22 protein-coding genes and 1 pseudogene are annotated in these 24,134 nt (G+C 64.3%); 10 read left to right on the top strand and 13 right to left on the bottom strand.

Going from position 1 to position 24,134, the window contains the following annotated elements; translation table 11 throughout:
- Positions 1 to 34 precede the first annotated feature (34 nt).
- Both FJ959_RS23445 and FJ959_RS23450 read left to right on the top strand, forming a co-directional pair.
- Entirely contained in the window at positions 35 to 1,408 is a 1,374-nt protein-coding gene (locus FJ959_RS23445) for a glutamate--cysteine ligase (RefSeq protein ID WP_140515023.1), read from the top strand.
- 99 nt (positions 1,409 to 1,507) lie between these two features.
- Positions 1,508 to 2,554: a DUF937 domain-containing protein gene (locus tag FJ959_RS23450; RefSeq protein WP_140632332.1), complete on the top strand. Its 1,047-nt coding sequence runs from the start codon at positions 1,508 to 1,510 to the stop codon at positions 2,552 to 2,554.
- A 170-nt stretch (positions 2,555 to 2,724) separates the two neighbouring features.
- On the opposite strand, the gene FJ959_RS23455 is transcribed toward FJ959_RS23450, so the two are convergent.
- Positions 2,725 to 3,015 (bottom strand): DUF1127 domain-containing protein, encoded by a 291-nt coding sequence (locus FJ959_RS23455; protein WP_140498379.1) that lies wholly within the window; start codon positions 3,013 to 3,015, stop codon positions 2,725 to 2,727.
- Between the two features lie 177 nt (positions 3,016 to 3,192).
- Between FJ959_RS23455 and FJ959_RS23460 the strand changes: the two genes are divergently transcribed.
- The 3 genes from FJ959_RS23460 (at position 3,193) to FJ959_RS23470 (ending at position 6,984) form a co-directional block, all read left to right on the top strand.
- Positions 3,193 to 4,149 carry a LysR substrate-binding domain-containing protein gene (locus FJ959_RS23460; RefSeq protein WP_140498380.1) on the top strand — a complete coding sequence of 319 codons (957 nt, stop codon included), beginning with the start codon at positions 3,193 to 3,195 and terminating at the stop codon, positions 4,147 to 4,149.
- 76 nt (positions 4,150 to 4,225) lie between these two features.
- Positions 4,226 to 5,857, top strand: a complete 1,632-nt coding sequence (gene xseA / locus FJ959_RS23465; RefSeq protein WP_140632335.1) for an exodeoxyribonuclease VII large subunit — start codon at positions 4,226 to 4,228, stop codon at positions 5,855 to 5,857.
- An 8-nt stretch (positions 5,858 to 5,865) separates the two neighbouring features.
- Positions 5,866 to 6,984 carry a P1 family peptidase gene (locus tag FJ959_RS23470; RefSeq protein ID WP_140632337.1) on the top strand — a complete coding sequence of 373 codons (1,119 nt, stop codon included), beginning with the start codon at positions 5,866 to 5,868 and terminating at the stop codon, positions 6,982 to 6,984.
- 52 nt (positions 6,985 to 7,036) lie between these two features.
- Here the strand turns inward: FJ959_RS23470 and FJ959_RS23475 are convergent, their stop codons facing one another.
- Entirely contained in the window at positions 7,037 to 7,288 is a 252-nt protein-coding gene (locus FJ959_RS23475) for a DUF768 domain-containing protein (protein ID WP_140498383.1), read from the bottom strand.
- Between the two features lie 409 nt (positions 7,289 to 7,697).
- Positions 7,698 to 8,387 carry an SDR family NAD(P)-dependent oxidoreductase gene (locus tag FJ959_RS23480; protein ID WP_140632340.1) on the bottom strand — a complete coding sequence of 230 codons (690 nt, stop codon included), beginning with the start codon at positions 8,385 to 8,387 and terminating at the stop codon, positions 7,698 to 7,700.
- Positions 8,388 to 8,417: 30 nt separating this feature from the next.
- Between FJ959_RS23480 and FJ959_RS23485 the strand changes: the two genes are divergently transcribed.
- Entirely contained in the window at positions 8,418 to 8,684 is a 267-nt protein-coding gene (locus FJ959_RS23485; RefSeq protein WP_140632342.1) for a hypothetical protein, read from the top strand.
- Between the two features lie 48 nt (positions 8,685 to 8,732).
- Here FJ959_RS23485 and FJ959_RS23490 read toward each other — a convergent pair whose 3' ends face one another.
- Positions 8,733 to 9,752, bottom strand: a complete 1,020-nt coding sequence (locus tag FJ959_RS23490; protein ID WP_140632345.1) for an isopenicillin N synthase family oxygenase — start codon at positions 9,750 to 9,752, stop codon at positions 8,733 to 8,735.
- A 473-nt stretch (positions 9,753 to 10,225) separates the two neighbouring features.
- Between FJ959_RS23490 and FJ959_RS32400 the strand changes: the two are divergent.
- Positions 10,226 to 10,445: pseudogene (locus FJ959_RS32400) on the top strand (ABC transporter ATP-binding protein); the annotation flags it as partial.
- Positions 10,446 to 10,630: 185 nt separating this feature from the next.
- Here the strand turns inward: FJ959_RS32400 and FJ959_RS23500 are convergent.
- The 4 genes from FJ959_RS23500 to FJ959_RS23515 form a co-directional block, all read right to left on the bottom strand.
- Positions 10,631 to 12,910 (bottom strand): xanthine dehydrogenase family protein molybdopterin-binding subunit, encoded by a 2,280-nt coding sequence (locus FJ959_RS23500; protein ID WP_140632348.1) that lies wholly within the window; start codon positions 12,908 to 12,910, stop codon positions 10,631 to 10,633.
- Positions 12,911 to 12,912: 2 nt separating this feature from the next.
- Entirely contained in the window at positions 12,913 to 13,932 is a 1,020-nt protein-coding gene (locus FJ959_RS23505; protein WP_140623986.1) for a xanthine dehydrogenase family protein subunit M, read from the bottom strand.
- Position 13,933: 1 nt separating this feature from the next.
- The gene (locus tag FJ959_RS23510) at positions 13,934 to 14,554 is read right to left on the bottom strand and encodes a (2Fe-2S)-binding protein (protein ID WP_140632350.1); all 621 of its coding nucleotides are present in this window, start codon (positions 14,552 to 14,554) and stop codon (positions 13,934 to 13,936) included.
- A gap of 213 nt (positions 14,555 to 14,767) precedes the next feature.
- Positions 14,768 to 15,601 carry a 3-keto-5-aminohexanoate cleavage protein gene (locus tag FJ959_RS23515; protein WP_246679000.1) on the bottom strand — a complete coding sequence of 278 codons (834 nt, stop codon included), beginning with the start codon at positions 15,599 to 15,601 and terminating at the stop codon, positions 14,768 to 14,770.
- An 80-nt stretch (positions 15,602 to 15,681) separates the two neighbouring features.
- Here FJ959_RS23515 and FJ959_RS23520 point away from each other — a divergent pair, with 80 nt between their 5' ends.
- Positions 15,682 to 17,097, top strand: coding sequence for an amidase (locus tag FJ959_RS23520; protein WP_140632355.1), 1,416 nt, complete (start codon positions 15,682 to 15,684; stop codon positions 17,095 to 17,097).
- A gap of 9 nt (positions 17,098 to 17,106) precedes the next feature.
- Here FJ959_RS23520 and FJ959_RS23525 read toward each other — a convergent pair whose 3' ends face one another.
- The 5 genes from FJ959_RS23525 to FJ959_RS23545 form a co-directional block, all read right to left on the bottom strand.
- A complete protein-coding gene (locus tag FJ959_RS23525; protein WP_181168630.1) occupies positions 17,107 to 17,865 on the bottom strand; it encodes an ABC transporter ATP-binding protein in 759 nt (252 codons plus the stop codon).
- On the bottom strand, positions 17,865 to 18,620 hold the full coding sequence (locus FJ959_RS23530) for an ATP-binding cassette domain-containing protein (protein WP_140515007.1): 756 nt from the start codon (positions 18,618 to 18,620) through the stop codon (positions 17,865 to 17,867). The genes FJ959_RS23525 and FJ959_RS23530 overlap by 1 nt, the downstream gene beginning before the upstream one ends.
- The gene (locus tag FJ959_RS23535) at positions 18,610 to 19,590 is read right to left on the bottom strand and encodes a branched-chain amino acid ABC transporter permease (protein ID WP_140632360.1); all 981 of its coding nucleotides are present in this window, start codon (positions 19,588 to 19,590) and stop codon (positions 18,610 to 18,612) included. The genes FJ959_RS23530 and FJ959_RS23535 overlap by 11 nt, the downstream gene beginning before the upstream one ends.
- A gap of 10 nt (positions 19,591 to 19,600) precedes the next feature.
- On the bottom strand, positions 19,601 to 20,500 hold the full coding sequence (locus tag FJ959_RS23540; protein WP_140632363.1) for a branched-chain amino acid ABC transporter permease: 900 nt from the start codon (positions 20,498 to 20,500) through the stop codon (positions 19,601 to 19,603).
- Between the two features lie 77 nt (positions 20,501 to 20,577).
- Entirely contained in the window at positions 20,578 to 21,807 is a 1,230-nt protein-coding gene (locus tag FJ959_RS23545) for an ABC transporter substrate-binding protein (RefSeq protein WP_140632365.1), read from the bottom strand.
- A gap of 107 nt (positions 21,808 to 21,914) precedes the next feature.
- Here FJ959_RS23545 and FJ959_RS23550 point away from each other — a divergent pair, with 107 nt between their 5' ends.
- Both FJ959_RS23550 and FJ959_RS23555 read left to right on the top strand, forming a co-directional pair.
- Positions 21,915 to 22,799, top strand: a complete 885-nt coding sequence (locus FJ959_RS23550; protein ID WP_140558647.1) for a MurR/RpiR family transcriptional regulator — start codon at positions 21,915 to 21,917, stop codon at positions 22,797 to 22,799.
- Positions 22,796 to 24,127 carry an aspartate aminotransferase family protein gene (locus FJ959_RS23555; RefSeq protein WP_140560389.1) on the top strand — a complete coding sequence of 444 codons (1,332 nt, stop codon included), beginning with the start codon at positions 22,796 to 22,798 and terminating at the stop codon, positions 24,125 to 24,127. The genes FJ959_RS23550 and FJ959_RS23555 overlap by 4 nt, the downstream gene beginning before the upstream one ends.
- The last annotated feature ends 7 nt before the right edge of the window (positions 24,128 to 24,134 follow it).

Genomic DNA, 24,134 nt, shown 5'->3' on the forward strand with positions numbered 1-24,134 from the left:
GATTTCGGGATCATAGCGCCGCAGGGGCTTGATGATGGCGCGCGACACAACCGATTTCCGGCCGATCGAAGGCATGGACGAACTCGTCGCGCATCTGGCCGAGGGCAACAAGCCGCGGGACAAGTGGCGCATCGGCACCGAGCACGAGAAATTCCCGTTCTACGTCGACGGCAACGGGCCCGTGCCCTATGGCGGCGAGCGCGGCATACGCGCCATCCTCGAAGGCATGCAGTCAAAGCTCGGCTGGGACCCCATCATCGATGACGGCCGCATCATCGGCCTGGTCGAGCCGACCGGCCAGGGCGCGATTTCGCTGGAGCCCGGCGGCCAGTTCGAACTCTCCGGCGCGCCGCTGGAGACGATCCACCAGACCTGCCGCGAGGGCAATGCCCACCTGGCGCAGGTGCGCGAGATCGCCGAGCCGATGGGCATCCGCTTCCTTGGCCTTGGCGGCAGCCCGAAATGGTCGCTGGCCGAGACGCCGAAAATGCCGAAGTCGCGCTACGAGATCATGACGCGCTACATGCCCAAGGTCGGCACCAAGGGCCTCGACATGATGTACCGCACCTGCACGATCCAGGTTAATCTCGACTTCGAGAGCGAGGTGGACATGCGGCGCAAGATGCAGGTGTCGCTGAAGCTGCAGCCGCTGTCGACGGCGCTGTTCGCCAATTCGCCCTTCACGGAAAGCCGGCCGAACGGCTTGCAGAGCTGGCGCGGCGACATCTGGCGGGACACCGACAACCAACGCTCGGGCCTGCTCGAATTCTGCTTCTCGCCCGATTTCGGTTTTGCCGACTATGTCGAATGGGCACTCGACGTGCCGATGTATTTCGTCATCCGCGACGGCCAGTACCACGACATGACGCACGTCACCTTCCGTCAGTTCATGGCCGGGGCCGTCCGCAATGAAATCCCGGACGGATTGCCGACGATGGGCGACTGGGCTAACCATCTGTCGACGCTCTTCCCCGACGTGCGGCTGAAGCGCTTTCTCGAGATGCGCGGCGCCGATGGCGGGCCGTGGCGGCGCATCTGCGCCCTTCCGGCCTTCTGGGTCGGGCTGCTCTACGACGAGGCAGCGCTCGATGCGGCGGAGGCGCTGACCTCGAGCTGGACCTACGGGGAAGTGCTGGCGATGCGCAACGCCGTGCCCGAACAAGGCATTTCGGCGCCGTTCCGCAACGCCACGTTGCGCGACATCGCTCGCGACGTGCTTACCATCTCGCGCATGGGGCTGAAGAACCGCGGCAAGAAGAACCGCGACGGCTATGACGAGACCTCGTTCCTCAACACGCTCGACGAGGTCGTGGCGCGCGGCACCACCAGCGCCGAGGAGATGCTGTCGGCCTACCACACACGCTGGGGCGGCTCGATCGAGCCGGTGTTCATGGAATACGCCTATTGACCCTCGGCTTCGAGGCGGCCGAGCTCCTGCAAAAGCCGCTTCAATCGGCGGTGGAAACGAATTAGGCTTCTCCGGCGGGGATTTCCGGAGGAGAGACCAATGCCTTCCTTGTTCGACATGCTGGCACAAGCCCAGAACGGCAGCGGCATGCAGGCGCTTGCCCAACAATACGGGCTCTCGATGCAGCAGACACAATCTGCGGTGGAGGCGTTGCTGCCTGCCTTTTCGCAAGGACTGAGGCGCAACACCGCCGATCCCTATGGGCTCGGCGCCTTCATGACGGCGATGGCGAGCGGCCAGCACGCCAAGTATTTCGAGGACGCGACCCGGGCCTTCTCGCCGCAAGGCATCAATGAGGGCAACGGCATTCTGGGGCATCTGTTCGGCTCGAAGGATCTGTCGCGCGCGGTTGCCGGCCAGGCGGCGCAAGCGACCGGTATCAGCCAGCAGGTGCTGCAACAGATGTTGCCGGCCCTGGCCTCGATGATGATGGGCGGGCTGTTCAAGCAGACCACCAATCAGTTGGCCGGGGGGCAGATGCAGGCGGCCAGCGGCTTCGGCGCCGCCGGCAGCAATCCGCTGGGCGAGATCATCGAGCAGATGATGCGCCAGGGAGGCGGCCTGGGCGGCGCCCAGGCGCCGGCGCCGCAGCCGAGCCCGCCATCGCAAGACCCGATGGACAACCCGCTTGGCAAGGTGCTGCAGGACATGTTCGGCGGCGGCGTGCCACAGCCGCAAAGCCGATCCCAGCCGCAACCGCAGCAGACACAGAACCCCTTTGGCGACAATCCGCTCGGCAAGGTGCTGCAGGACATGTTCGGTGGTGGCGCGCAGCCGCCGCAAGACCAGCCTCAGCCGCAGCAGACCCAGAGCCCCTATGGCGACAGTCCGCTGGGCAAGATCTTCGAGGAGATGCTGCGGCAAGATGGCGGTGTATCAGGCGGCGAGCAGCCGGCGCCGCAGCCCCAAGCTCGGCGGCAGCCCCAGGCGCCGCAGCCGCAGGCCAATCCGAGCGGCAGGCCGACGAACCCGTTCGACGATCTGTTTGGCAAGATGTTCGAGACCGGAGCGCAGCAGCGCGACGACTACCAGAAAGGCATGGAGTCGATTTTCGACCAGTTCAAGCGCGGCATGGATCGGCGGTAGCCGTCGCCCAGGTTTTGGCTTTTGCCTCGCGCAAAAAGAAAGCCCGGTCCTTGGGAGGACCGGGCAGCGTGCAGGCAGGCCGGCGGGGGACCGGCAGGGAGTGGGAAGCCTGCATGAACCTTGGTCGCGCTGACTGATGAAAAGGTTCAGCGGGACCGAAATTCAACCGATCAGGCCACCCTGCGGGCGATGTCCTCGATGGTTTCGACGCGATCGCTGGCGATTTCGCGCAGCATCGCCGTCGGATCGCGGCCAAACGGCACGTCGATGGCGACGTGCAGGTCGGCGCGCGTCAGGCCGATATCGGCAAGCTCGGCGTCCGACATCTCGCCGAGGCGATAGAAGGCACGGCGGTTTTTCCAGGCCTGGTAGACATTGGAGACCGCATTGATCGCGCGCGTCGCAACGGCCGGACGCGTGGTGATGCGCGAGGTCTCGGTGGCGAAATCAAACGTAACCATGTCGGTCTCCTTCAGACTCGAACGGGCAAAACCAGGCGATCGGCGCTGGCGACAGCGGCCGTTCCGGCTTCGATTCACATGCCTTCATGTGGACATCAGTAATTTGCCATTGCTCGATTGATTAATCCAACGAATGTTTCTAATCTTAAGCATCAACACTAGTGATGGATCATGCCGATGAAAGCGCCGCTCGATCTAGATCAGTTGCAGACCTTCATCTCGATCGCCGACACTGGCAGTTTCACCCGGGCGGCCGAAGAGGTGCACCGCACCCAGTCGGCGGTGTCGATGCAGATGCGCCGGCTAGAGGAGCGGATCGGCAAGCCGCTGTTCGAAAAGGAAGGGCGCAGCAACAGACTGACGGAGGAAGGCGACAAGCTGCTTTCCTACGCAAGACGGCTGCTCTATCTCAACCGCGAAACGCTGGCCGCCTTCGACGACCGGCGGCTCGAAGGCACGATCCGGATCGGTACGCCGGACGACTACGCCGACCGTTTCCTGCCCGAGATCATGGCGCGCTTCACGCGTTCCAATCCACGCGTCGAACTGACCGTCGTCTGCGAACCGACGCCGGGGCTGGTCGAACACATCAAGCGCGGCAATCTCGACCTGGCGTTGGTGACGCATAACGACGTGCGGGGCCAGTCCGAGGTGGTGCGGCGCGAACCGCTGCTGTGGGTCACCTCGGCCAACCACGCCACGCACGAGCAGGAGACGCTGCCTATGGCCTTTGGCCGGCCAAACTGTATCTGGCGACGCGCCGCCGTCGACGTGCTTGACCAGCAGAACCGCGACTATCGTATCCTGTTCACCAGCTTTTCCGCAACGGTCATCACCGCCGCGGTGTTGTCGGGCCTGGCGATCTCGGTGCTGCCGGAATGCGCGCTCAGGCCCGGCATGCGGGTGCTGGGCGAGGCCGACGGCTTCGGCGCCCTGCCCGACTGCCGTATCGGCATCATGCGCGGCCAAACCTCGCGGCCGGAGATCGTCGATGCACTGGCCCGGCACATTTCCGAAAGCCTGGACAACATCTCGGTGCCGCTTGGCGAAGAGGCGGGAACGTTCGATTTCGCGGCACTCGCCTTCAGCAAGATGCGGCGAACCAAGCCGAACCAGATCCTGCCGGGCTGGTAAGCGATCAGACGCACCTGAACGCCGACCTGAAAACAGCCAGCTTGACGCCGGCGCGCAACCACCCCCCAATCGGCCGATGAGCGAAGCAGCATCCGAATCACGCAGCAACGCCACCGAATATACGGTGAGCGAAATATCAGGCGCCCTGAAGCGCACGGTCGAGGATGCCTTCGGCAATGTGCGGGTGCGCGGTGAAATCTCGGGTTATCGCGGGCCGCACTCCTCCGGCCATGCCTATTTCACGCTGAAGGACGACCGCGCGCGGCTCGACGCCGTGGTGTGGAAGGGCACGATGGGCCGGCTGAAATTCCGCCCCGAAGAAGGAATGGAGGTGATCGCCACCGGCAGGCTCACCACCTATCCCGGCAAATCCAACTACCAGATCGTCATCGACAATCTGGAACCGGCGGGCGCCGGAGCCTTGATGGCGCTGCTGGAGGAGCGCAAGCGCCGGCTGCAGGCCGAAGGACTGTTCGAGGGGGGCCGCAAGCGGTTGCTGCCCTTCATGCCGCGCGTCATCGGCGTCGTCACCTCGCCGACGGGTGCCGTCATCCGCGACATCATCCACCGGATCAAGGATCGTTTTCCGCTGCATGTGCTCGTCTGGCCGGTGCGGGTGCAAGGCGAAACCGCGGGCGCCGAGGTGACCGCCGCCGTCGCCGGTTTCAACGCGCTGGCAAGGGATGGCACCATCGAGCGCCCGGACCTGCTGATCGTGGCGCGCGGCGGCGGCAGCCTCGAGGACTTGTGGGGCTTCAACGACGAGGCGCTGGCCCGCGCCGTCGCCGCCTCCGCCATTCCGGTGATTTCGGCCGTCGGCCACGAAACCGACTGGACGCTGATCGACCTCGTCGCGGATGTGAGAGCGCCGACGCCAACAGGGGCGGCCGAAATCGCCGTCCCGGTGAAGGCCGACCTCGAAGCGACGCTCGCCAGTCTCGGCGCACGGCTCAAGGCTGCGGTTTCGCGCAATTTCGAGCGCAAGCGCCAGTCCGTGCGCGCGGCGGCGCGTGCGCTGCCCTCGCCCGATCAGTTGCTGGCGCTGCCACGTCGTCGCCTCGACGAGGCGGCGAGCCGGCTCGGGCGCGGCCTCATGGTTTCGACCGAACGAAAGCGCGGACGCTTCCTCGCCCTGAAACTGACGCCGGCAATGCTGTCGCAGCGAATTGCCGAGGCGCGGCGGACCAACGAGCGCAATCTCCTGCGGGCACAGGGCGCGTTGCGCACGCTGACGAGGGCCCGGCGCGCGGAGCTCAATCGCGCCGCCGATCAGTTGCCGAAATGCGCCCGGGCGTCGCTGCAGCGGCACCGGCAGCAATTGGCGGCGCTGCAGGGTCGCATCACCATCGAGCCCACGGCGCGGCGGCAGCGGACCCAAAGGGATTTCCTGACCGCGCTGACGCGGCGCAGCACGCATGCGGCATCGCTGAGGCTGGAGCGGCTGCGCAGTCGCGTCGCCCAGGCCGACCGCTTGCTGGCGACGCTGTCGCACAAGGCCGTGCTGGCACGCGGCTTCGCCCTGGTGAAGGATGCCGACGGCGCCGTCGTCAAGCGTGCGGCGGAATTGTCGGCCGGGATGGCGCTGTCCCTGGAGTTCGCCGACGGCACGGCGGATGCTGTCGCGACCAGCGGCTCGGCGCGGCCACGACCGGCCGCCAAAACCGCGACCAAGGCCAAGGAGCCCGGCAGCCAGGGCTCCCTATTCTGAACCGTGACATGACAGACAATCCGCATCATCACAAAACGCCCTCCGGCAAGCCGCGCGCGCGAAGCTTCGGCATCGGCTTCGACGGCACGCCCGGCCCGTTCAACGCGATCACCGACGTGGCTGGAGTGTCGGTCGGTTATTCCACGCTGATTTCAGGCGACGGCCCGCTCGTCGTGGGCCAGGGACCGGTGCGCACCGGCGTGACCGCGATCCTGCCCAGGCCGCGGGCCGACCTTGCCACACCGGTCTTCGCCGGCATCTTCAGTCAGAACGGCAATGGCGAACTGACCGGCTCGCATATCGTCGAGGAGACCGGCGCCTTCAACTTCCCCATCACCGTCACCAACACGCATTCCTGCGGCATTTCGCGCGACGGCACGCTGCGCTGGATGAGCAAGGTGCTGCCAGCCGCACTCGACAGCGGCTGGGGACTGCCGGTGGCAGCGGAAACCTATGACGGCTTCCTCAACGACATCAACGGCCACCATGTGACATCAGGGCATGTTGCCGAGGCGCTCGACGGTGCCGCCAGCGGACCGATCGAGGAAGGCAGCGTCGGCGGCGGCACCGGCATGATCGCCTTCGGCTTCAAGGCCGGTTCGGGCACCGCGTCGCGCATCACCGAATGGCAAGGGCGTGCCTACACCGTCGGCGCCTTCGTGCAGGCGAATTTCGGCAAGCGGCGCAATTTCACGCTTCGAGGCCTGCGCGCCGGGCCGGACCTCGTCGAACCGGCGATCCGCGAAGGCACCCCACGTGCCGAAAAAGGCTCGATCATCGCCGTTATTGCCACCGACGCACCGTTCCTGCCGCATCAGGTGAAGCGGCTGGCCCGCCGCGTGCCGCTCGGCGTCGCCATGACCGGCGGCTTCGGCTATCACAGTTCCGGCGACATCTTCCTCGCCTTCTCTACCGCCAATCCCGACGCGGCCCTGGCGCCGCCGGGCCGAATCGCTCGCGCCGAGTTCATTCCTGACAGCGACATCGATCCGTTCTTCGACGCCGTGGTCCAGGGCGTCGAGGAAGCCGTCCTCAATGCGATGGTCGCCAACGAGGACATGACCGGCCGCGACGGCAATTTCGTGCCGGCGCTGCCGAAGGCGTGGCTGAAGGAGAAATTCGGCTGAGACAAATACGCGGACCGAATGGTCCGCGTATTCATACAGGATTGCTCCTGAATTATTCCGCGGCCTTGCTCGCGGCCTGCTGGTGCTCGTCGGCTTCGGCCGCTTCCTCGAGCCGGGACGCAATGAGTTCCTGGATATCGCCGACTTCTTCCTGGATATCCTCCAGCGGTATGCCGACCTCGGCCGCCTTGGCAGCGCATTCCCTGGCCAGCGTCTCGGCCTGCTTCTCGATCCTGGCGTGGGACTGGCAATGGACTTTTTCGCCAATCCATCCCTGCAAGAATTCGATGGCGTGCTCACTCATATTGCTTTTCCCTGGCGGCGAAGCCGGTTGGTAATCATAAACGTCGGCATCCGGTGAAGGATGCATGTCCCCATTCCAGCCGAGTCGCCACCGGACGGCAAGCCGATGTCGTCCAAGGTCCACAGAGCCAAAGGAAATAGAGGATTGAAGAACATTTTCTGTTTCTGGGGGGCGAGTATCGTTTGGCGGGAATCCTGTCCCGCCTCGAGAGGCTGCTTCTACTTGCTTCTTACGGTTTTCAGGTCCGTTTGCATCTCAATGGCTGTCACAACAGCTGCCCGATGACGTTGCCGTTTCCAGGCACAAGCCATCGAAGCCGCCGCTATATAGTGACATCCCCATGCAATGTCGACTCTCCCCGCGGCCTTGCATGGAAGCCCCGCGAAAGCCGCATAGGTCGCCGTGCCGATCAGAAGGTCTCGACCCAGGGCCTGAGCTCGAGTTCCCAGGTCCAGGCGCTGCGGTTCTGGCGATGGATGCCGAGATAGGCCTCGGCGATCGCGTCCGGCGATAGCCGTCGATCCTGCGGATCGGGGGCCCCTCCCGGCGCGGTCGAGGCAATGGCGCCGTCGATGACGAAATGCGCGACATGGATGTTCTTGGGAGCCAGTTCGCGAGCCATGGATTGCGCCAGTCCACGCAAGCCGAATTTGGGCATCGCGAAACCGGCCGAGCCGGCGAATCCCTTGACGCTTGCCGTCGCGCCGGTGAAGAAGATCGAGCCCGAGCCTTGCGAAAGCAGCCGGTTGGCCGCTTGCTGGCCAACCAGGAAGCCGCCATAGGCCCCCACCAGCAAGGCCTGCCTGACAGCCTCTGGATCGAGTTCGGCGATCGGGCCACGGGCGCGTCCGCTGGCATTGAAGACCACGAGCGACAGCGGGCCGGCCTTGTCAGCGACCTCGAACAGGCGCTGCACCGACGCAGCATCGGAGACATCAGTTGCCACGGCTTGGGCACCGGTCTGCGCCAGCAACGGGTCGAGCTTCTCGACGTTGCGGGCGGCCAGCACGACACGAAAACCTTCCCTTGCGAGAAGGCGCGCAAGCGAGGCGCTCAATCCGGATCCCGCTCCGGCAATGACGGCGACATTGGATGTCATGAGCATCTCTCTTTCGCGGTGGTGACTGGATTGGACAGGGTTGCGCCTTCCCAAGTGGAACGCAAGAGAAAGCATTTCCAAGAAAATCGCATGTCGTCGCGGCGCGGTTCCGTTGGCGTCGCGCTTCCCGGGCTGCAAAAAGACTGCTTTCGGCAAAGAAAAATGGCCGGGCGCGAAGACGGCCCGGCCAGAAAGAAGGTCATAACCTTCAGAGGGGAACACCGTTCGGAGGAATGGGAGGAAACCTCGAACGATGTTTTTATGTTGAGCCCATTTTCGCGCGCTGGCGACGAATAGGATCCTAAAATCGTGCTGTCCTACAAAAATTTCTACCTGCCGAATGGCTCAGCCTGCCCGGGTCTCGGGCTCAAGCAGATCGGCATAGTGACGCCGCGCAACGTCCGGATGGGAGCGCAACCTGCTCTTCAGCACATTGGTTCCGACATCGCGAAACAGCGGATTGTCGGGATCGCTGGCCGGCCCGCGCGCCTGCTCCGCCAGTTCCTCGGGAAGCTCGAGCAGCGGTATCGTGGCATCGAGCTTGGCGCTGAAGAAGAACGGCACCGAGATGCGTTCGACGCCGGCGGGCGGCGTCACGACGCGATGCACGGTGGCTCTCAAATAGCCGTTCGAGGCGAGCTCCAGCAGCTCGCCGATGTTGACGACGAGCGTTCCGGGAATCGGATCCACGTCCACCCAGCTTCCGTCATAGTCGACCTGGAGGCCCTTGTTGTCGTCCTGAAGCAGCAGCGTCAGGAAACCGCCATCCTTATGCGCGCCGACGCCCTGGTCGCCGCCGGTCGCTTCGCGGCCGGGATAGCGCACGATCTTCATGCGATGATTGGGTTCGCCGCCATAGATCGGATCGAAAGCGTCCTCGGCCTGGTCGAGCGACAGCGCGAAGGCCTTGAGCAGACGAATGGCCACGGCCGTCGCCTTGGCCTGCCAGGCCAGCAGCGCCGGCTTCAGCGCCGGCAACGCCGACGGCCACTGGTTCGGCCCCTGCAGCCGCGTCCAGGCAGGAATTCCCGGGCCTTGCGCGATGGGCGGGCGCTCGACGCCGATGTCGAGCTGCTCGCGCCAGTCGGCCTTGCCCTTGGTCAGTTCGCCGCCAGCGCGGGTATAACCGCGGAACTGCGAGGAATTGACCATCTCTATCGACAGCTTGTCGGCTTCCGGCAAGGCAAAGAAACCCCGCGAAGCGGCGAGCGTCTCGCTGATGTCGGCCCATGGGATGCCGTGGCCAGCCAAATAGAAAAAACCGATGTCGCGCGAGGCGGAGCGCAGATCCGCCAGAAACGTCCGGCGCTCCGACGGGCCTTGTTCGAGACGGCTCAGATCGAGCACGGGCACTATTCTGGGCATGTCAGCTCCTTTCCGGGTTCTTTCCGGATGCTGCTTGAAAACTTCGCCCGGAAAACCGGGCCCGTGGATGTGCTGCTCCTTTTTAGCGGACGAAGCCGCCATCGATGCCCAAATCTCACGGAGTTCAGTGCGCCGGGGAAGGAACGATCGGCTTTTCGGGGCCGCCGGGACGAACAATTTTTCTATTTGGGCGGGCAGCCTGATGATGAGCGCGATCATTGCGCGAAACACCGGCGTGTCATTTCAGGCACAGCGCGAAGCTCTCATTGGCCCTTGAACGGCCGCGCGGGAGGCGCGTAACATCACGTCACTTGAATTTGAGTCTGTTTCATTCGTCCGGCCTAAAGTCCGGATCGGTTTGGATAATTTCCTTGAACACGCAAACAATCGGCAGCGCGACGGGGCGCGGCAAATCGTTTGCCCATGTGGCGCAAGCCTCCTGGGGCAAGGGCCTCGGCACCTTGCTGCGTATCATGCGCATGACGGTGCGCCACCCTTGGCAGGTCGCCATCACCATCGTCTCGACCTTCATCGCCGCGACGCTGCCGCGACGCTGCAGCTTTTCATTCCGCGCCTGCTGGGACACGCCATCGACCAGGCGCAGGGCGTGGTGGCTGCCGGTGCAAATACCGGGCCGAGCAGGCGCTGTGGAATACGGCGCTGACGCTGCTCGTCGTCAGCATCCTGCGCGGCCAAGGCTGAGCGCTCCTACGGTCAGTTCCGTTCGATGGGGCGGGAAGGGTTCCGGCTGTTCCGGATCACCCTGGCATGAAACAGTCGGTTCCTGACGCATCAGCATCCCGATCCGCAAGGCAGTGAAACTGGGCGAGGACAAACCCACGCTTGTTGCGGCGGAGCAATCCTCTTTGTCTCGGTCCTCAAACGATCAGATCGTCAATTCTGATCGGCAAGTCGCGGACCCGCTTGCCGGTCGCGTGGTAGACAGCGCTGGCGACGGCAGCGGCGGTGCCGACATTGCCGAGTTCGCCCAGGCCCTTCACACCAGCCGGATTGACCTCATGGTCAATCTCCGGAACCAGTATGACGTCAAGGTCCCTGACATCGGCATTCACCGGGACCAGATAATCCTGCAGGTCGCGGTTCACATAGCGGGCATAGCGGGTATCGATCTCGGTCGCCTCATGCAGGGCCTGGCCAATGCCCCAGATCATGCCTCCCATCAGCTGGCTGCGCGCGGTGCGCGTGTTCATGATGCGCCCGGCGGCGAACGCACCGACAATGCGCGGCACACGGATTTCGCGCGTGTAGCTGTTGATGTGCACCTCCACGAATTCGGCCCCGAACGCATATTTCACCGAATCCGCTTCGGACTCGCCGCCATGGAATTCCGACTGGCCGGCATAGAGTTTTTTGAGCGCTTCGGGGGTCGAGCCCTTCGGCGCGAATTCGGCATATTCCTCGATGGCGCCTACCTGCATGGCCTTGAATATATCGGCGGTGCTTGCCGACGCCCCGCCCTTGGTGAGGATCCGTCCCTCGTGGAGGTCCAGTTCCTCATTGTGCGAGCCTGCAAGAGGGCCACCCTCCGCGACCGCTGCCGCGAACAATTTCGTGCGCACAGCATCACACGCCTTGAGCACGGCCGAACAGACGCTGGCAGTGGAAATCGAACCTCCCGATACCGGCGCCGGCGGCAAGGCACTGTCGCCCATCTCGACGGCGACCTTGCCGATGTCGACACCGAGACGTTCCGCCGCCATCTGGCCGGCAACGGTTCGCACACCGGTGCCGATTTCATGCGAGCCGCACTGCACGCGCACGTCTCCTTCGGCCGTCAGGCGCACGCGGGCCGCGCATGGCGCGGCCGCGGTCGGGTAGACTGCCGTCGCGCATCCCATGCCAACGAGCCAGTCTCCGTCACGCATCGAGCCGACTTTCGCATCCCGTCTTGTCCAGCCGAAGGCGTCAGCGGCCTGATCGTAGCATTTCATCAGCGACCGGCTGGAGAACGGCTTGCCGCCGATCGGCTCCTTCTGGGGCTCGTTGATCCGGCGAAATTCGATCGGGTCCATGCCGAGTGCGACGGCCATTTCGTCCATGGCGCTCTCGAGGGCATAGACGTAGGGCGTCTCGGGCGGCGAGCGCATATAACCGGGCGTGTTGCGATCCGCCTGCACCAGCGAGACATGCGTCAGCACCGAGCCATAAGCATACATGCGACCGGTGGCCGAAGTCCCGCCGACGACATAGGAATCGGGTCTCGAGGTCACCTCCCAGCCTTCATGGCCGAAAGCAGTGATGCGGCCGTCCTTGCCGGCGCCGATGCGGATGCGGTGCCGGGTTTCGGCCCGATAGGTCTGGGTGCCGAACGCCTGCATGCGGCTGACCACACAGCGCACCGGCCGGCCAAGCCGCCTGGCGGCCACAGCCACGATGGCCGTTCGCGCCGTCATCGGCCCCTTCGAGCCGAATGCACCGCCTACGTTAGGGCAGACGATGCGCACATTCGCTGGGTCGAGCCTCAATTGCCGCGCCAACTCGACTTTCCAGCCGGTCACGTTCTGAGAGGGCTCGTAAACGGTGAGTTGGTCGCCTTGCCAAACAGCGGTGGTCGAGAACAGCTCTATCGGGTTGTGATGCTGGGTCGGCGTCGAATACCGCGCATCGATCTTCATCGGGGCCGATTCATAGGCGGCATCGAAATCGCCGGCCTTGACGTCCTCCTTGAACAACGGGCTTTTGCCGGCGGCGTCGATGGTCTTTGTCCCCGGCATGTCGAAACTGGCGGTCGGTTTTTCCTCGGCATAGTCCGCGCGGATCCTTTGCGCCGCCTCCTCGGCCGCTTCGAAGGTCTCGGCGACCGCCAGCGCAATGATCTGACCGTCATGGAAGATCGCCTTGTCATGCAGCGGCCCGATAGAACTCGCGCCGGTATTTCCGAATTTCGGCGTCTCGACCTTGTCGAGGTCGCCATAGGTGACGATGTCGAGCACGCCGGGCACCGAGCGCGCGTCATCCAGGTAAAGCCTGGCGACCTTGCCCTTGGCGATGCTGCTCGTCGCGAGCACGGCGTGCGCAATGTTGGCGGCCGGGAGATCCGCCGCGTATTCGGCCTGGCCGGTCACTTTCAGCCGCGCATCGATACGCGGCAGCGGCTGTCCCATGTTTTCCTTCGGCTGTGGAGCGGCGACGTTCATGATCACACCTTCATGTCACGGGTTTCGAGCAGCCCCCTGATCAAGGTTCGCTTGCCGAGTTCTATCTTGAATGCGTTGTGCCGACGCGGCTGGGCCTCGGCGAACGCGGCTTCGGCGGCCTCGGCCGCCGCTGCCTCGTCGAGCACCTTGCCGCGCAGGATCTCCTCCGCCGCTCTTGCCCGCCAGGGTACGGTCGCCACGCCGCCAAGCGCGATGCGCGCCTCGTTCACGGTCTCGCCGTCGAGGTCGAGGGCGACCGCGGCCGATGCAAGGGCAAACGCATAGGATTGCCGATCGCGGATCTTGAGATAGCGCGAACGCCTGGTCCATGCGCCGGCGGGCACCTCTATGGCGGTGACGATCTCGTCGGGTGCCAGGTCGGTCTCGATGTGAGGGCTGTCCTCGGGCAGGCGATGCAGGCTGGCAAACGGAATCTTTCGCCGCCCGTTGTGGCCTTGGACATGAACCGTGGCGTCAAGCGCGATCAGGGCCTGGGCAAAGTCACCGTGATAGGTCGCGATGCAGTTCTCACTGGTCCCCAGCACGGCATGCTGGCGGTTGAACCCGTCCATCGCGGCGCAGCCCGAGCCTGGCTCGCGCTTGTTGCATGGCCATGAGGTTTCGCGGAAATATTCGCAGCGGGTCCGCTGCAGGATGTTGCCGGCAAGGCTTGCCATGTTGCGCAGCTGGCCGCTTGCCGCCAGTTGCAGGCTCTCCGCGATCACCGGATACCGACGCTTGATCTCGGCATTCTCGGCCGCGTCGCCCATCCGCACAAGAGCGCCAAGGCGCAGACCCTCACCACCGGTCTCGATCCGCCGCAATGCCGGTTCGGAGAGACCGTTCAAATCGAGCAAGCGTTCCGGCCGGGCGACGCCGAGTTTCATATAGTCGGCGAGATTGGTGCCACCGGCAATGAACTGCGCGGGGGCTTGCGTCGGCGGATGCCTGGTGGCCGAGCGCGAGGCGACGGCGACCGCCGCGGAGAGGCTGGCGGGCCTCTCATAGACGAAAGGATGCATCTCAGGCCCTCCTGATCTGGTCGCGGGCCTGGAGGATTGCCGCGACGATGTTCGGGTATGCCGCGCATCGGCAAAGGTTGCCGCTCATATATTCGCGAATGTCGTCCTCTGAACCGGCATGTCCTTCGTCGACGCAGCCGATCGCGGACATGATCTGGCCGGGCGTGCAATAGCCGCACTGGAACGCATCGTGATCGATGAAGGCCTGCTGCATCGGATGCAGGCCGCCATCCGTCGACGCCAACCCTTCGACGGTGGTTACCGCCTTGCCCTCGTTCATCACCGCGAAGCTGAGGCAGGAGAGCACGCGATGGCCATCGACCAGCACCGTACAGGCACCGCATTGGCCATGATCGCAACCTTTCTTCGTGCCCGTCAGGCCGACATGGTCGCGCAAGGCGTCGAGCAGGCTGGTTCGGCTGTCGAGCGCCAGATTGTATGGCTGCTTGTTGATGGTCAGTGTTGTCATGACAGGCTCGTTTGGCTTGGCGGCAGCAGCCGGAGGCTCCTCGGACCTGGCTGTCGAGGCCAGAAGCGGAGTCACCGCAGCCGCGGAGACGGTCGCGGTCATAAAGCTTCGTCTGCTGAGACTGGAGGAGTTTGGGGGAACATGCTCGGACATCGCTGGCTCCGTCGCTCGCTATGTCGCGACCAAACCCCTCATCGGGGCCATTGTTCCGGGCCATCCGCGATAAAACGCACAAGGAAGACGGCTCGCAAGGCAAGCCGCCCGATTTGGATGCAAGGATATGACGGGTCCGTTCGAGACCGTGCCCGTCCTCCCCTGGCGAATTTGCAGGCGCGCGGCCGATCCCCTAACAAGGCGCGCGGGCCCTCACTGCTGGCGGGCAATTCCGAGAATATCAAGCGCCTGCGCGGCAGAGGCAATCGGGCGCCCCGTGCGGCCAGCGGCTTCGACGATTGCCGCGACCCGTTCGGCATTGTCGCGGGCGAGGCTGCCATCGGCGTGCCAGAGAGAGTTCTCGAAGCCGACCCGCACGTGCCCTCCCGCCGCGATCGCCGCCGTCAGCGCCAAGGTCTCGCCCCGTCCGAAGGCGCAGACCGACCATACGGCGCCTTCAAGACCATGCGCATCGAGCCCTTCAAGGAAGACATCGAGGTCTTCGGGCCGGCTTTCCTGATCGGCGGCATAGCGTCCAAGGACGAACAGCAGCCGGGGGCTTGTGGGCTCCGCCAGAATGCCTCGCCGCCGCAGATCGATGAAACGGTCGAGATCGGCCCGATCATAGAGAATGTGCTGGACCGCGATGCCTTCCCGACCGGCCCACGCGAAGAAGCGGGCCGGCTCCGCCTCGCCATCGCTGATTATCTCACGCAAGCCGATCGAGACGAAAACCGGATGAAGCGCCCGAACAAGGTCCATCTGTTCGCGTGGCGAATAGAGCCCGATCGCTTCAGTCGTGATCTGGATCGCCATGACGCCCTGCGTCCGCTCCCGGATCGCCGCGATGGCATCCCGGTAAAGCGCGGCGTCAAGCGTGTGCCGGCCTGAAGCATCGCGGACATGCACATGGATGGCGGCGGCGCCGGCAGCGAGACACTGCCTCGCCGTTTCGGCAAGTTCGTCGGCGGTCATCGGCAGAGCCGGATGATCGGCCTTCGTTCTGCGCGCTCCGTTCGGCGCAACCATGATCAGCAACGGCTTCAATTTCATCTCCGGGCCCAATTGGCTCTCCCGCAACGTGGTTTTCCATGCTTCATTTCACCGACTCGCACAGGTAGGACAGCATGAACGCCACCGCCCAAGGGATTTCCGCCTTCGCCACCGCCGCCGAACTCAGCCGCGCGCTCGCCGATGGCAACACATCCTCGACCGAGATCGTCCGGCGCGCGCTGGATCGTGTCGACGTTCATGACAACTCGCTGCATGCGTTCGTCCGGCTGTTTCCTGAGGCTGCGCTCCAGGCCGCCGGCGAAGCCGACGAGCGTCGCAGTCGCGGCGTCTCGAAAGGGCCGCTGGACGGTATCCCTTTCGCGGCCAAGGACCTGCTTGACGTCGAAGGCTATCCGACCCTGGCAGGCTCGAAAGCGCTTGCGGGCGAACTCGCAACCGCCACGGCAACGGCAATCGAACGCCTTGTCGCGGCCGGGATGATCCTGCTGGGCAAGGTGCACACCGTGGAATTTGCTTTTGGCAGTTGGGGGACCAACCCGGTCGCCGGCACGCCCCTGAACCCGCGTGACAGCGCCATCCCGCGCGCGCCGGGCGGATCGTCGAGCGGTTCGGGCGTGGCCGTCGCCGCCGGACTGGTGCCGGTCGCGCTCGGCACCGACACTACGGGCTCCATCCGCAATCCGTCCGCCATGTGCGGAATCGTGGGCCTGAAGACGTCCTTCGGTCTTGTCGGGCGCGGCGGCTTGCTGCCGCTTGCCATGTCCTTCGACAGCATCGGTCCCATGACCCGGTCGGTGGAGGATGCAGCCCTTCTGCTGGCCGCGCTCGAGGGTCCCGATCCCGGCGATCCGGCCACCTTTGGCGTGGCGCCGACCTCGCCGCTCGACGGGCTCGAGCGGAGCATATCGGGCCTTCGCCTGCGCATCCCCTCGGCCGTGGACCTTGCCGGCGTAGACCCCGGCATCCTGGACCGCTTCGACTCCACCGTCGCTGAACTGGAGGCGCTCGGTGCCAATGTCGATCGGATGCCGATGCCGCAATCTTACGACACCTACAAGGCCCTGGCCGGCGACATCATGGCCGTCGAAGCCTGGCATCATCTCGGCCGTTACGTGGAACCCGCGGACAGCGGCGTCGGCACGGCGATCCGCATGCGGGTTCTCAAGGGCAGGGAAATCGGCCTCGCCGCTTATCACGAGTTGATTGCAAGGCGCCGAGCCGCGCAGATCGAGTTTCATCGCGATCTCGAAGGCGCCGATGCGTTCCTGACGCCAACGGCGCCGATTACCGCGCCGCCATTGGCCGACATCGATGAGACAACGACGCCGCTTGGGACGTTTACCCGCATGGTGAACCTCCTCGATATGGCAGCGCTCAGCGTCCCCATCGGTCTCGTCAATGGTCTGCCCGCAGGATTGCAGATCGCGGTTCGCCGCTTCCAGGATCCGCTGGCGCTGAGGATCGGGCGGGCGCTCGAGATTCGGCGCGGCGGGCTGTTCGAACAGCCGCCGGGCTACGCCACGCCGTAAGCTGGATGTTCATTCTCCGCTCGCATACAGCCAACGTGCGACAAGAGCGTCGGTATCGGCACCGAAATCCGCGCGCGCGCCTTCGGAAAAAACCGTGCCGTTCTTGACCACATAGACGTAGTCGGTGATGGCAAGCGCGGCGCGAATATCCTGGTCGACCAGCAGCACGGCCTTGCCGAGTTCGCGGGCAAGATCGCGGACGATGTCGTAGATCGTCTCGCTGGTCTGCGGATCGACGCCGGCGGTCGGTTCGTCGATCAGGTAGACCGACGGATCGGCCATCAGGCTGCGTGCGATCTCGACCTGTCGCTGCTGGCCTCCCGAGAGCTGGCCGGCAGGCTGCGTGCGTTTCTCCCGAACGACGGGAAACCGCTCATAGACATGTTCCAGTTTCTCGGTCAGCACCGTCTTCTTCGGCCTGGCATGCCAGAGACCGAGTTTCAGGTTCGATTCGACCGAGAGATGAGGAAAGAGGCTCGGCCGCTGCGGCAGGTAGGCCAGGCCAAGGCCCAGCATCCGGAAGGGCGGGTTTCCGGTGATGTCCACGTCTCGCAGAAGCACCCGGCCAGCACTCGGTTTCAGAAAGCCGAACAACGCCTTGAGAAGCGTCGACTTGCCCGTGCCGTTCGGCCCGACCACACAGGAAATGCTGCCAGACCAGGCTCTGACCGAAACGTCGCGCAATATGTCGATGTCGCGCGTATAGCCGGCGACAAGGTTCTCGCAGGCGATCAGCGGCGGGGTCGACGGCAGGGAAGCGGATTCCATCATCGTGCTTCCCGATGCGTTGCGCGGGATCCCGTATAGGCGTGCACGACCTCAGGATTGCGCAGCACCTCGGCGACCGCGCCGTCGGCGATCTTGCGCCCCCGCGCCATCACCATGACGCGCGTTACGACCGACTGGATGGCCTCGAGGTTGTGATCGACGACGACGATGGTGTGACCGTCGCGATTGAGGCTCCTTATGTGCTCGATGATCTCCTCCAGCAGGCGCGGGTGGACGCCGGCGAAGGGCTCGTCCAGAAGCAGCAATCTCGGTTTGAGCATCAGCGCCCGGCCGAGTTCCAGCAGCTTCTGCTGGCCCCCGGAAAGCGCTCTTGCATAACTGTCGGCGAGATGGTCGAGCCTCAGGAAAGCAAGAACCCCACGGGCGCGCTCCTCTGCCGCGGCGCGCCGTTCAGCCGGGTCGGAAAGTGCCGGCACGATCAGGTTTTCCAGCACGGTCATGCGGCGGAACAGGCGGGGAACCTGAAAAGTACGGGCGACGCCGCGGCGCGCGAAAAGATTAGCCGGCGAGCGGGCCATGTCGGTGCCCTCGACGAGGATGGCACCGCCGTCGGGTTTGAGCGCGCCCGTCACCATGTTGATGGTGGTCGTCTTTCCCGAGCCGTTGGGACCGATCAACCCGACAATTTCGCCGCGGGCCAGGGCAAAGGATAAGCCCTCGACGGCATGGATGCCGCCGAAATGCTTGGCAAGACCACTGACCGAGAAAAAAGCGGTGTCCTTCTCAACCGGCATGGGGTTCCTCGGTGGTAGCAGTTGGAACAGGCGCTTGTTCCCGTGGCCGCGCGCGGAAGCGCGCCCAGTTTTCGACCATCGGATACAGGCCGTTCTGCGCGAAGCGTTGCACCAGGATAAGCGCCAGACCCATCAGCACGAAACGCCATTCGCCGTAGGACCGCAGCGTCTCGGAAAGCAGGAAGACGACGACTGCACCGACCACGGCGCCGGGCAGGCTTTCGATGCCGCCGATCACCGCCATCGCGATAACCAGACCCATCTCCGGCAGGATAGCCATGTTGGGCGTCAGGATGCCGATGAAATGGCCGTAATAAATGCCGGCTATCGCCGCGATCACGCTGGTTACCACGAAGACGAGGATCTTGTAGCGCGTGGTATCCACGCCGCTGGCGCGCGCGGCGCCCTCGTCTTCCCGGATGGCACGCAGAAAAAGACCGACGCGGGTCGCCAACAAGGCGTTCATTCCCAATACCGCCAGTACGACGAGCGCAAGGCCGAGATAGTAATAAGGCAGGTCCGATCGACCGGAAAAGAGGCCGGGCACCGGCAAGCCCAGCATGCCGCGTGTGATGTCTTCCTCCGCGACCAGCACGAGGCGGAAGATTTCCGAAATGGCAAGCGTGAAGAGGGCCAGATAAGGCCCGGAAAGCCTCAGGACGAGCGCGCCGATCAGGGCGCCCGCCACAATGGCAAGAGCGATGGCGGCAAGAATGGCAAGCGGCAGGGGCATGCCGATCTGGCCAACGAACAAGGCCGAGGCATATCCGCCCAGCGCGGCAAAAGCCACATGGGCGAAGGAGAACTGACCCGCGAAACCGGCAAGCAGCGCCCAACCCGCGGCAAGCAGTGCATAGTACCAGGCGATGGCGCCGACGTGGGTCCAGTATGGTCCGACGCCGAGCGGCACCAGCAACGCCACCACGAGCAGAATCGCCTGGGCCGATTGCGAGAATGTTGGACGGACCATTGCCGTGATCCTATTCCAGCCGCAGATGCGAGCGGCCGAACAGGCCGGTCGGCCTGAAGAGCAATGCAATGACGAGCAGCAGCGCTCCGAACGCCTGCGTATAGGCAAGCGCGCGATTGGGATCCGGCAGATAGCCGACACCCAGCCCTTGCACCAGGCCGAGCAGGATGCCGCCGGTAATGCTTCCGCCGACGGAACCCATGCCGCCGAGCACGATGATGATGAAGGCCTGCACGGCCGGCAACTCACCCATCGACGGCGACAGGGCGAAGATCGGCGCGATCAACGCCCCTGCCCCGCCGGCAAGCGCCGAGCCGATGCCGAAAGCGATGGTGTACATGCGGCGTGGATCGATACCGATGACCGCGGCGGACTCGCGGCTCTGGCTCACCGCATCGAGTGCCTGGCCAAGCGAGGTGCGCTTCAGGAAAAGCGTCAGACCGACAAGCAGGACGACGGCAGCGACCGCAGCGATCAGCCGGTCGTAAGGCAGGATCAACGGACCGAGGATCAGCGCTCCTGTCATGAAGGACGGCGGCGCCTTGGCGAAGGGACCGAAGACGACAAGGCCGAGATTGGTGATCAGAATGGTGAGGCCGAAGGTGACGATAATGGCGTATTCGTCCTTGCGCTCGACCTTGTCGGTATACATCGGCGCTATGACGAGCCTCTCGAAGAGCACGCCGAAGATGAACAGGGCCACCATCGCGCCGGCGACACCGAGAAGCGGCGGCGCATGGAACCAGGCGATGATGTAGTAGGACGCATAGCCGCCCAGCATATAGAGCGATCCATGGCCGAAATTGACGACCTTCAACACCGAGAAGACCAAAGTGAGCCCCGCCGCCGTCAGCGCGAAAATGAGGCCGATGACCAGGCCGTTGACGGCCAGGAGGAGGAAATAGCTCATGGGTTCACATCACCTCGTTGTCGGCCGCCTGTCCAGTGAAGCGGCCGCCGGCGGCCATGGAGCCGCCGGCGTGCCGTTCATTTGCCGGGCATGACCTTGTCGGTGGTGGCCCACTTCTTCGGATAGACGATCGCAGCATCCTCCGGCGCCTGGTTCACGGCCGTGTATTGGATGATCGTGAACGGCACGTCGACGAACTGATGGAAAGCCCAGTCGGGAGATTTGGTGGTCGGGAAGGTGTAGGTGGCGTTCACCCCTTCATATTTGATCTCTTCCAGTGCCTTCACGATCGCCGCGCGGTCAGCCGAGCCTGCCTTCTTGATCGCTTCGACGACGACACCGAACGTGTCATAGGCCTCCATGGCCACGCCGGTCGGTGCCCTATTGTAGCGTTCGGTGAACGCCTTCACGAATGCTTTGGCCTTGTCGTTCCATTGCGACTTGGGCTGCGCGACGTTGACGATGAGAAGATTGTTGGCGCATTCGCCGTCGACTTCCCACACTTCCTTCTGCAGCAGACCCGAGGAGCCGATGAGGGCCGTTTCGGCAGTCGGTGCGAGGCCGAGCTGGCAGGCCTGCTTGACGAGTTGATACTGCGCCTGTCCGGCGATCACCATCTGGATCGCATCGGGCCTCGGGCTCTGATTCATCAGCCGCAGCAGCGCGGGCGTGAAATCCTGCTGGTTGAGGTCGATCGTCGCCAGCGTATAGGGGAGGTTCTTGGCCTTCAGCTCATCGGCGATGACCTTGGCCCCGCCCTGGCCGAAATCCGTGTTTTCGGCGATAATGGCAATGTTCTTGAAACCTTGCTCGACCGTCCAGTCGGCCGCCTTGACGTAAACGAGGGAGTTGGCCGGAGCGAGACGATAGACTTCCGGATACTGCTTGGCCGTGATGGCATCCGCCCATACGTCTGTACCGACCCAGGCGACGCCGTATTTGTGCGCCTCCTCGATTTCGGCGAGGGCGACCGAGGAATGGAATTCGCCGAAGATTGCGGCGACGTTGTCCTTGGTGATGAGCCGAACCGCCGCCGCGCTGCCGTCGGCCGGCTGCCCTTTGGTGTCCTCGTAGCTCACCTTCAGCTGACGGCCGAGCACGCCGCCGGCTTTGTTGACCTCGTCAACTCCGAGCTGCACCGCCCATTGCATTTCCTGGCCGCCGGAATAGTTGCCGGGCGGCGACAGCGGCCCCACCCAGCCTAGCGCGATTGGATCCTCGGCCAGAGCCGGTGCGGCTGCGAACGGCAAGGAAGCCAGCGCGAGTGCCGCCAGCGCTCCCAAATGACTGGATATGGTCTGTTTCATGCGAATTTCCCCTGTTCTTGTTTTCTGATTGAATGAAACACTACGCTCATTTCTGGCAGATTGAAATATTCATTGCAGCTCGTCAACGGCCGGCGTAAATTCGCGCCATGTTGGAACCCGCCTTCCGCTCGCGCCTGCTCGAGAGTTTCGAGACGATGCCGCGCCAGCTTCGCGCGGCGGCGCAATGGGTGCTCGACAATCCGCGTGACGTTGCCCTCCTGTCGATGCGCGTCCAGGCGCAGCGCGCCGGGGTGACCCCGGCATCGATGACGCGGCTTGCCCAGCGCATGGGCTTCGACGGCTACGATAGCCTGCGCGACCTCTACGCCGAGCAACTTCGCCGCGGCGAGAAGGAGTTCTTGGGCAAGGCCGAAGCATTGATGGCGCGGCGCAAGCGCGGAGGAGACGGCGCGCTGGCCTTCGAGCTGGCCGAAACGCTCGAGCGCCATATGGCGAAGCTTTGCGATCCGGCGACGCTGGAGGCGGTGACCCGGGCAGCCTCGGTGCTGGCAGGCGCCAAGCGCATCTATGCGCTGGGCTATCGGTCGAGCTACCCCGTCGCCTGCCATTTCGCCTACGTCTATGGCCTCGCCGGCGGCGCGGTGCGTCTGCTTGACGGCGTCGGCGGAACCGGACCTGATCCTTTGTGGGAATCGGGAGCGGGCGACGTGCTTTTGGCGATCAGCGTCAAGCCCTATACGCGCGCCGCCGTCGAACTCGTCGATTATGCACGCAGCCGTGGGCTCGAAATCGTGGCGATTACCGACAGCGTCGTCTCGCCTCTCGTCAACCGGGCGGGCGCCGTCATCATCGTGCCAACCGAGAGCCCGTCCTTTTTCCACACCATGGCGCCGGCCTTTGCCATCGCCGAAACGCTGGCCGCGATCCTGGCGGCCGCCGCCGGCGATCGCGCGCTGGCCGCCATGCGCGACGTCGAACGTCAGTTCGATACCCTTTCCACCCATATCTACGAAACCAGGCAACGGTCATGACGCATATCCTCCATCGCCAGATCCACCACGACTATCCCGTTGCCGTCGGCGGCGATGGCGTCACCGTCATCGACAGCAAGGGACGCCGCTATATCGACGCCTCCGGCGGTGCGGCCGTCTCATGTCTTGGCCATCAGCATCCGGCTGTTCTTGCCGCGATGCATGCCGAACTCGACCGGCTCGCCTATGCGCATAGCAGCTTCTTCACCACCCGGCCGGCGGAGGAACTGGCGGACGAACTTGCCGCTCACGCGCCGGGCGATCTTCATCACGTCTATTTCGTCTCCGGCGGATCGGAAGGCATCGAGACCGCCCTGAAGATGGCGCGGCAATATTTCGTCGAGCGCGGCGAGCCGCAGCGCCGCCGCTTCGTGGCCCGTCAGCAGAGCTATCATGGCAATACGCTGGGCGCGCTTTCGGTGGGAGGCAACGCCTGGCGCAAGGCGCCGTTCGAGCCCATGCTGATCGAAAACCATCATATCGAACCATGCTATGCCTATCGGCATCAGCGGCCGGATGAAGGCAGCGAGGCCTACGGGCTGCGCGCCGCCGATGCGCTTGAGACGAAGCTGCAGGAACTCGGGCCGGAAACGGTCATTGCTTTTGTCGCAGAGACAGTGGTTGGAGCGACTCTCGGCGCCGTGCCACCCGCACCCGGTTATTTCAGGCGCATCCGCGAGATTTGCGATCTCCACGGCGTGCTGCTCATCCTCGACGAAGTCATGTGCGGCATGGGTCGTACCGGAACACTGCATGCCTGCGACCAGGAAGGCGTCGCACCCGACATCATGGTGATCGCCAAAGGGCTCGGCGGCGGCTATGCCCCGCTCGGGGCGGTGCTGGCATCCGACCGGATATTCGATGCTTTTTCGCAAGGCAGCGACTTCCAGCACGGTCACACCTACATCGGTCATCCGCTCGCCTGTGCGGCCGGCCTCGCCGTGCAGCGGGTCATCGAGCGTGATGGTCTGCTTGCCAATGTCGCGGCGCGAGGCGCCACGCTCGAACGACGGCTGCGTGAGCGCTTCGGCAACCATCACCATGTCGGGGACATTCGCGGGCGCGGCCTTTTCCAGGGCATCGAACTTGTCGCGGATCGCTCGGCCAAGGCCCCGTTCGATCCGCGCCTGAAGGTCCATGCCCGGATAAAATCGGAAGCGATGCAGCGGGGGTTGATGGTTTATCCGATGGGCGGCACCGTCGATGGGCGGGCCGGCGATCACGTCCTGCTTGCACCGCCATTCATCGTCGACGACGGCACGGTCGATATTATCGTCGACCGTTTGGGCGACGCCGTCGATGCCGCGATCGGCAGCATTGCGATCTAGCGCATGA

The organism is Mesorhizobium sp. B2-2-4, from assembly GCF_006442375.1.
GTDB lineage: Bacteria > Pseudomonadota > Alphaproteobacteria > Rhizobiales > Rhizobiaceae > Mesorhizobium.

What these genes read in the sequence shown, in the direction of transcription:
- FJ959_RS23475 (WP_140498383.1), bottom strand. Translation starts at nt 7,288, where the DNA reads ATGAGTGAGCACGCCATCGAATTCTTGCAGGGATGGATTGGCGAAAAA.
- FJ959_RS23545 (WP_140632365.1), bottom strand. Translation starts at nt 21,807, where the DNA reads ATGAAACAGACCATATCCAGTCATTTGGGAGCGCTGGCGGCACTCGCG.
- xseA (WP_140632335.1), top strand. Translation starts at nt 4,226, where the DNA reads ATGAGCGAAGCAGCATCCGAATCACGCAGCAACGCCACCGAATATACG.
- FJ959_RS23530 (WP_140515007.1), bottom strand. Translation starts at nt 18,620, where the DNA reads ATGCCGGTTGAGAAGGACACCGCTTTTTTCTCGGTCAGTGGTCTTGCC.
- FJ959_RS23510 (WP_140632350.1), bottom strand. Translation starts at nt 14,554, where the DNA reads ATGTCCGAGCATGTTCCCCCAAACTCCTCCAGTCTCAGCAGACGAAGC.
- FJ959_RS23445 (WP_140515023.1), top strand. Translation starts at nt 35, where the DNA reads ATGGCGCGCGACACAACCGATTTCCGGCCGATCGAAGGCATGGACGAA.
- FJ959_RS23540 (WP_140632363.1), bottom strand. Translation starts at nt 20,500, where the DNA reads ATGAGCTATTTCCTCCTCCTGGCCGTCAACGGCCTGGTCATCGGCCTC.
- FJ959_RS23550 (WP_140558647.1), top strand. Translation starts at nt 21,915, where the DNA reads ATGTTGGAACCCGCCTTCCGCTCGCGCCTGCTCGAGAGTTTCGAGACG.
- FJ959_RS23455 (WP_140498379.1), bottom strand. Translation starts at nt 3,015, where the DNA reads ATGGTTACGTTTGATTTCGCCACCGAGACCTCGCGCATCACCACGCGT.
- FJ959_RS23555 (WP_140560389.1), top strand. Translation starts at nt 22,796, where the DNA reads ATGACGCATATCCTCCATCGCCAGATCCACCACGACTATCCCGTTGCC.
- FJ959_RS23520 (WP_140632355.1), top strand. Translation starts at nt 15,682, where the DNA reads ATGAACGCCACCGCCCAAGGGATTTCCGCCTTCGCCACCGCCGCCGAA.
- FJ959_RS23450 (WP_140632332.1), top strand. Translation starts at nt 1,508, where the DNA reads ATGCCTTCCTTGTTCGACATGCTGGCACAAGCCCAGAACGGCAGCGGC.
- FJ959_RS23460 (WP_140498380.1), top strand. Translation starts at nt 3,193, where the DNA reads ATGAAAGCGCCGCTCGATCTAGATCAGTTGCAGACCTTCATCTCGATC.
- FJ959_RS23525 (WP_181168630.1), bottom strand. Translation starts at nt 17,865, where the DNA reads ATGGAATCCGCTTCCCTGCCGTCGACCCCGCCGCTGATCGCCTGCGAG.
- FJ959_RS23505 (WP_140623986.1), bottom strand. Translation starts at nt 13,932, where the DNA reads ATGCATCCTTTCGTCTATGAGAGGCCCGCCAGCCTCTCCGCGGCGGTC.
- FJ959_RS23535 (WP_140632360.1), bottom strand. Translation starts at nt 19,590, where the DNA reads ATGGTCCGTCCAACATTCTCGCAATCGGCCCAGGCGATTCTGCTCGTG.
- FJ959_RS23500 (WP_140632348.1), bottom strand. Translation starts at nt 12,910, where the DNA reads ATGAACGTCGCCGCTCCACAGCCGAAGGAAAACATGGGACAGCCGCTG.
- FJ959_RS23480 (WP_140632340.1), bottom strand. Translation starts at nt 8,387, where the DNA reads ATGACATCCAATGTCGCCGTCATTGCCGGAGCGGGATCCGGATTGAGC.
- FJ959_RS23490 (WP_140632345.1), bottom strand. Translation starts at nt 9,752, where the DNA reads ATGCCCAGAATAGTGCCCGTGCTCGATCTGAGCCGTCTCGAACAAGGC.
- FJ959_RS23470 (WP_140632337.1), top strand. Translation starts at nt 5,866, where the DNA reads ATGACAGACAATCCGCATCATCACAAAACGCCCTCCGGCAAGCCGCGC.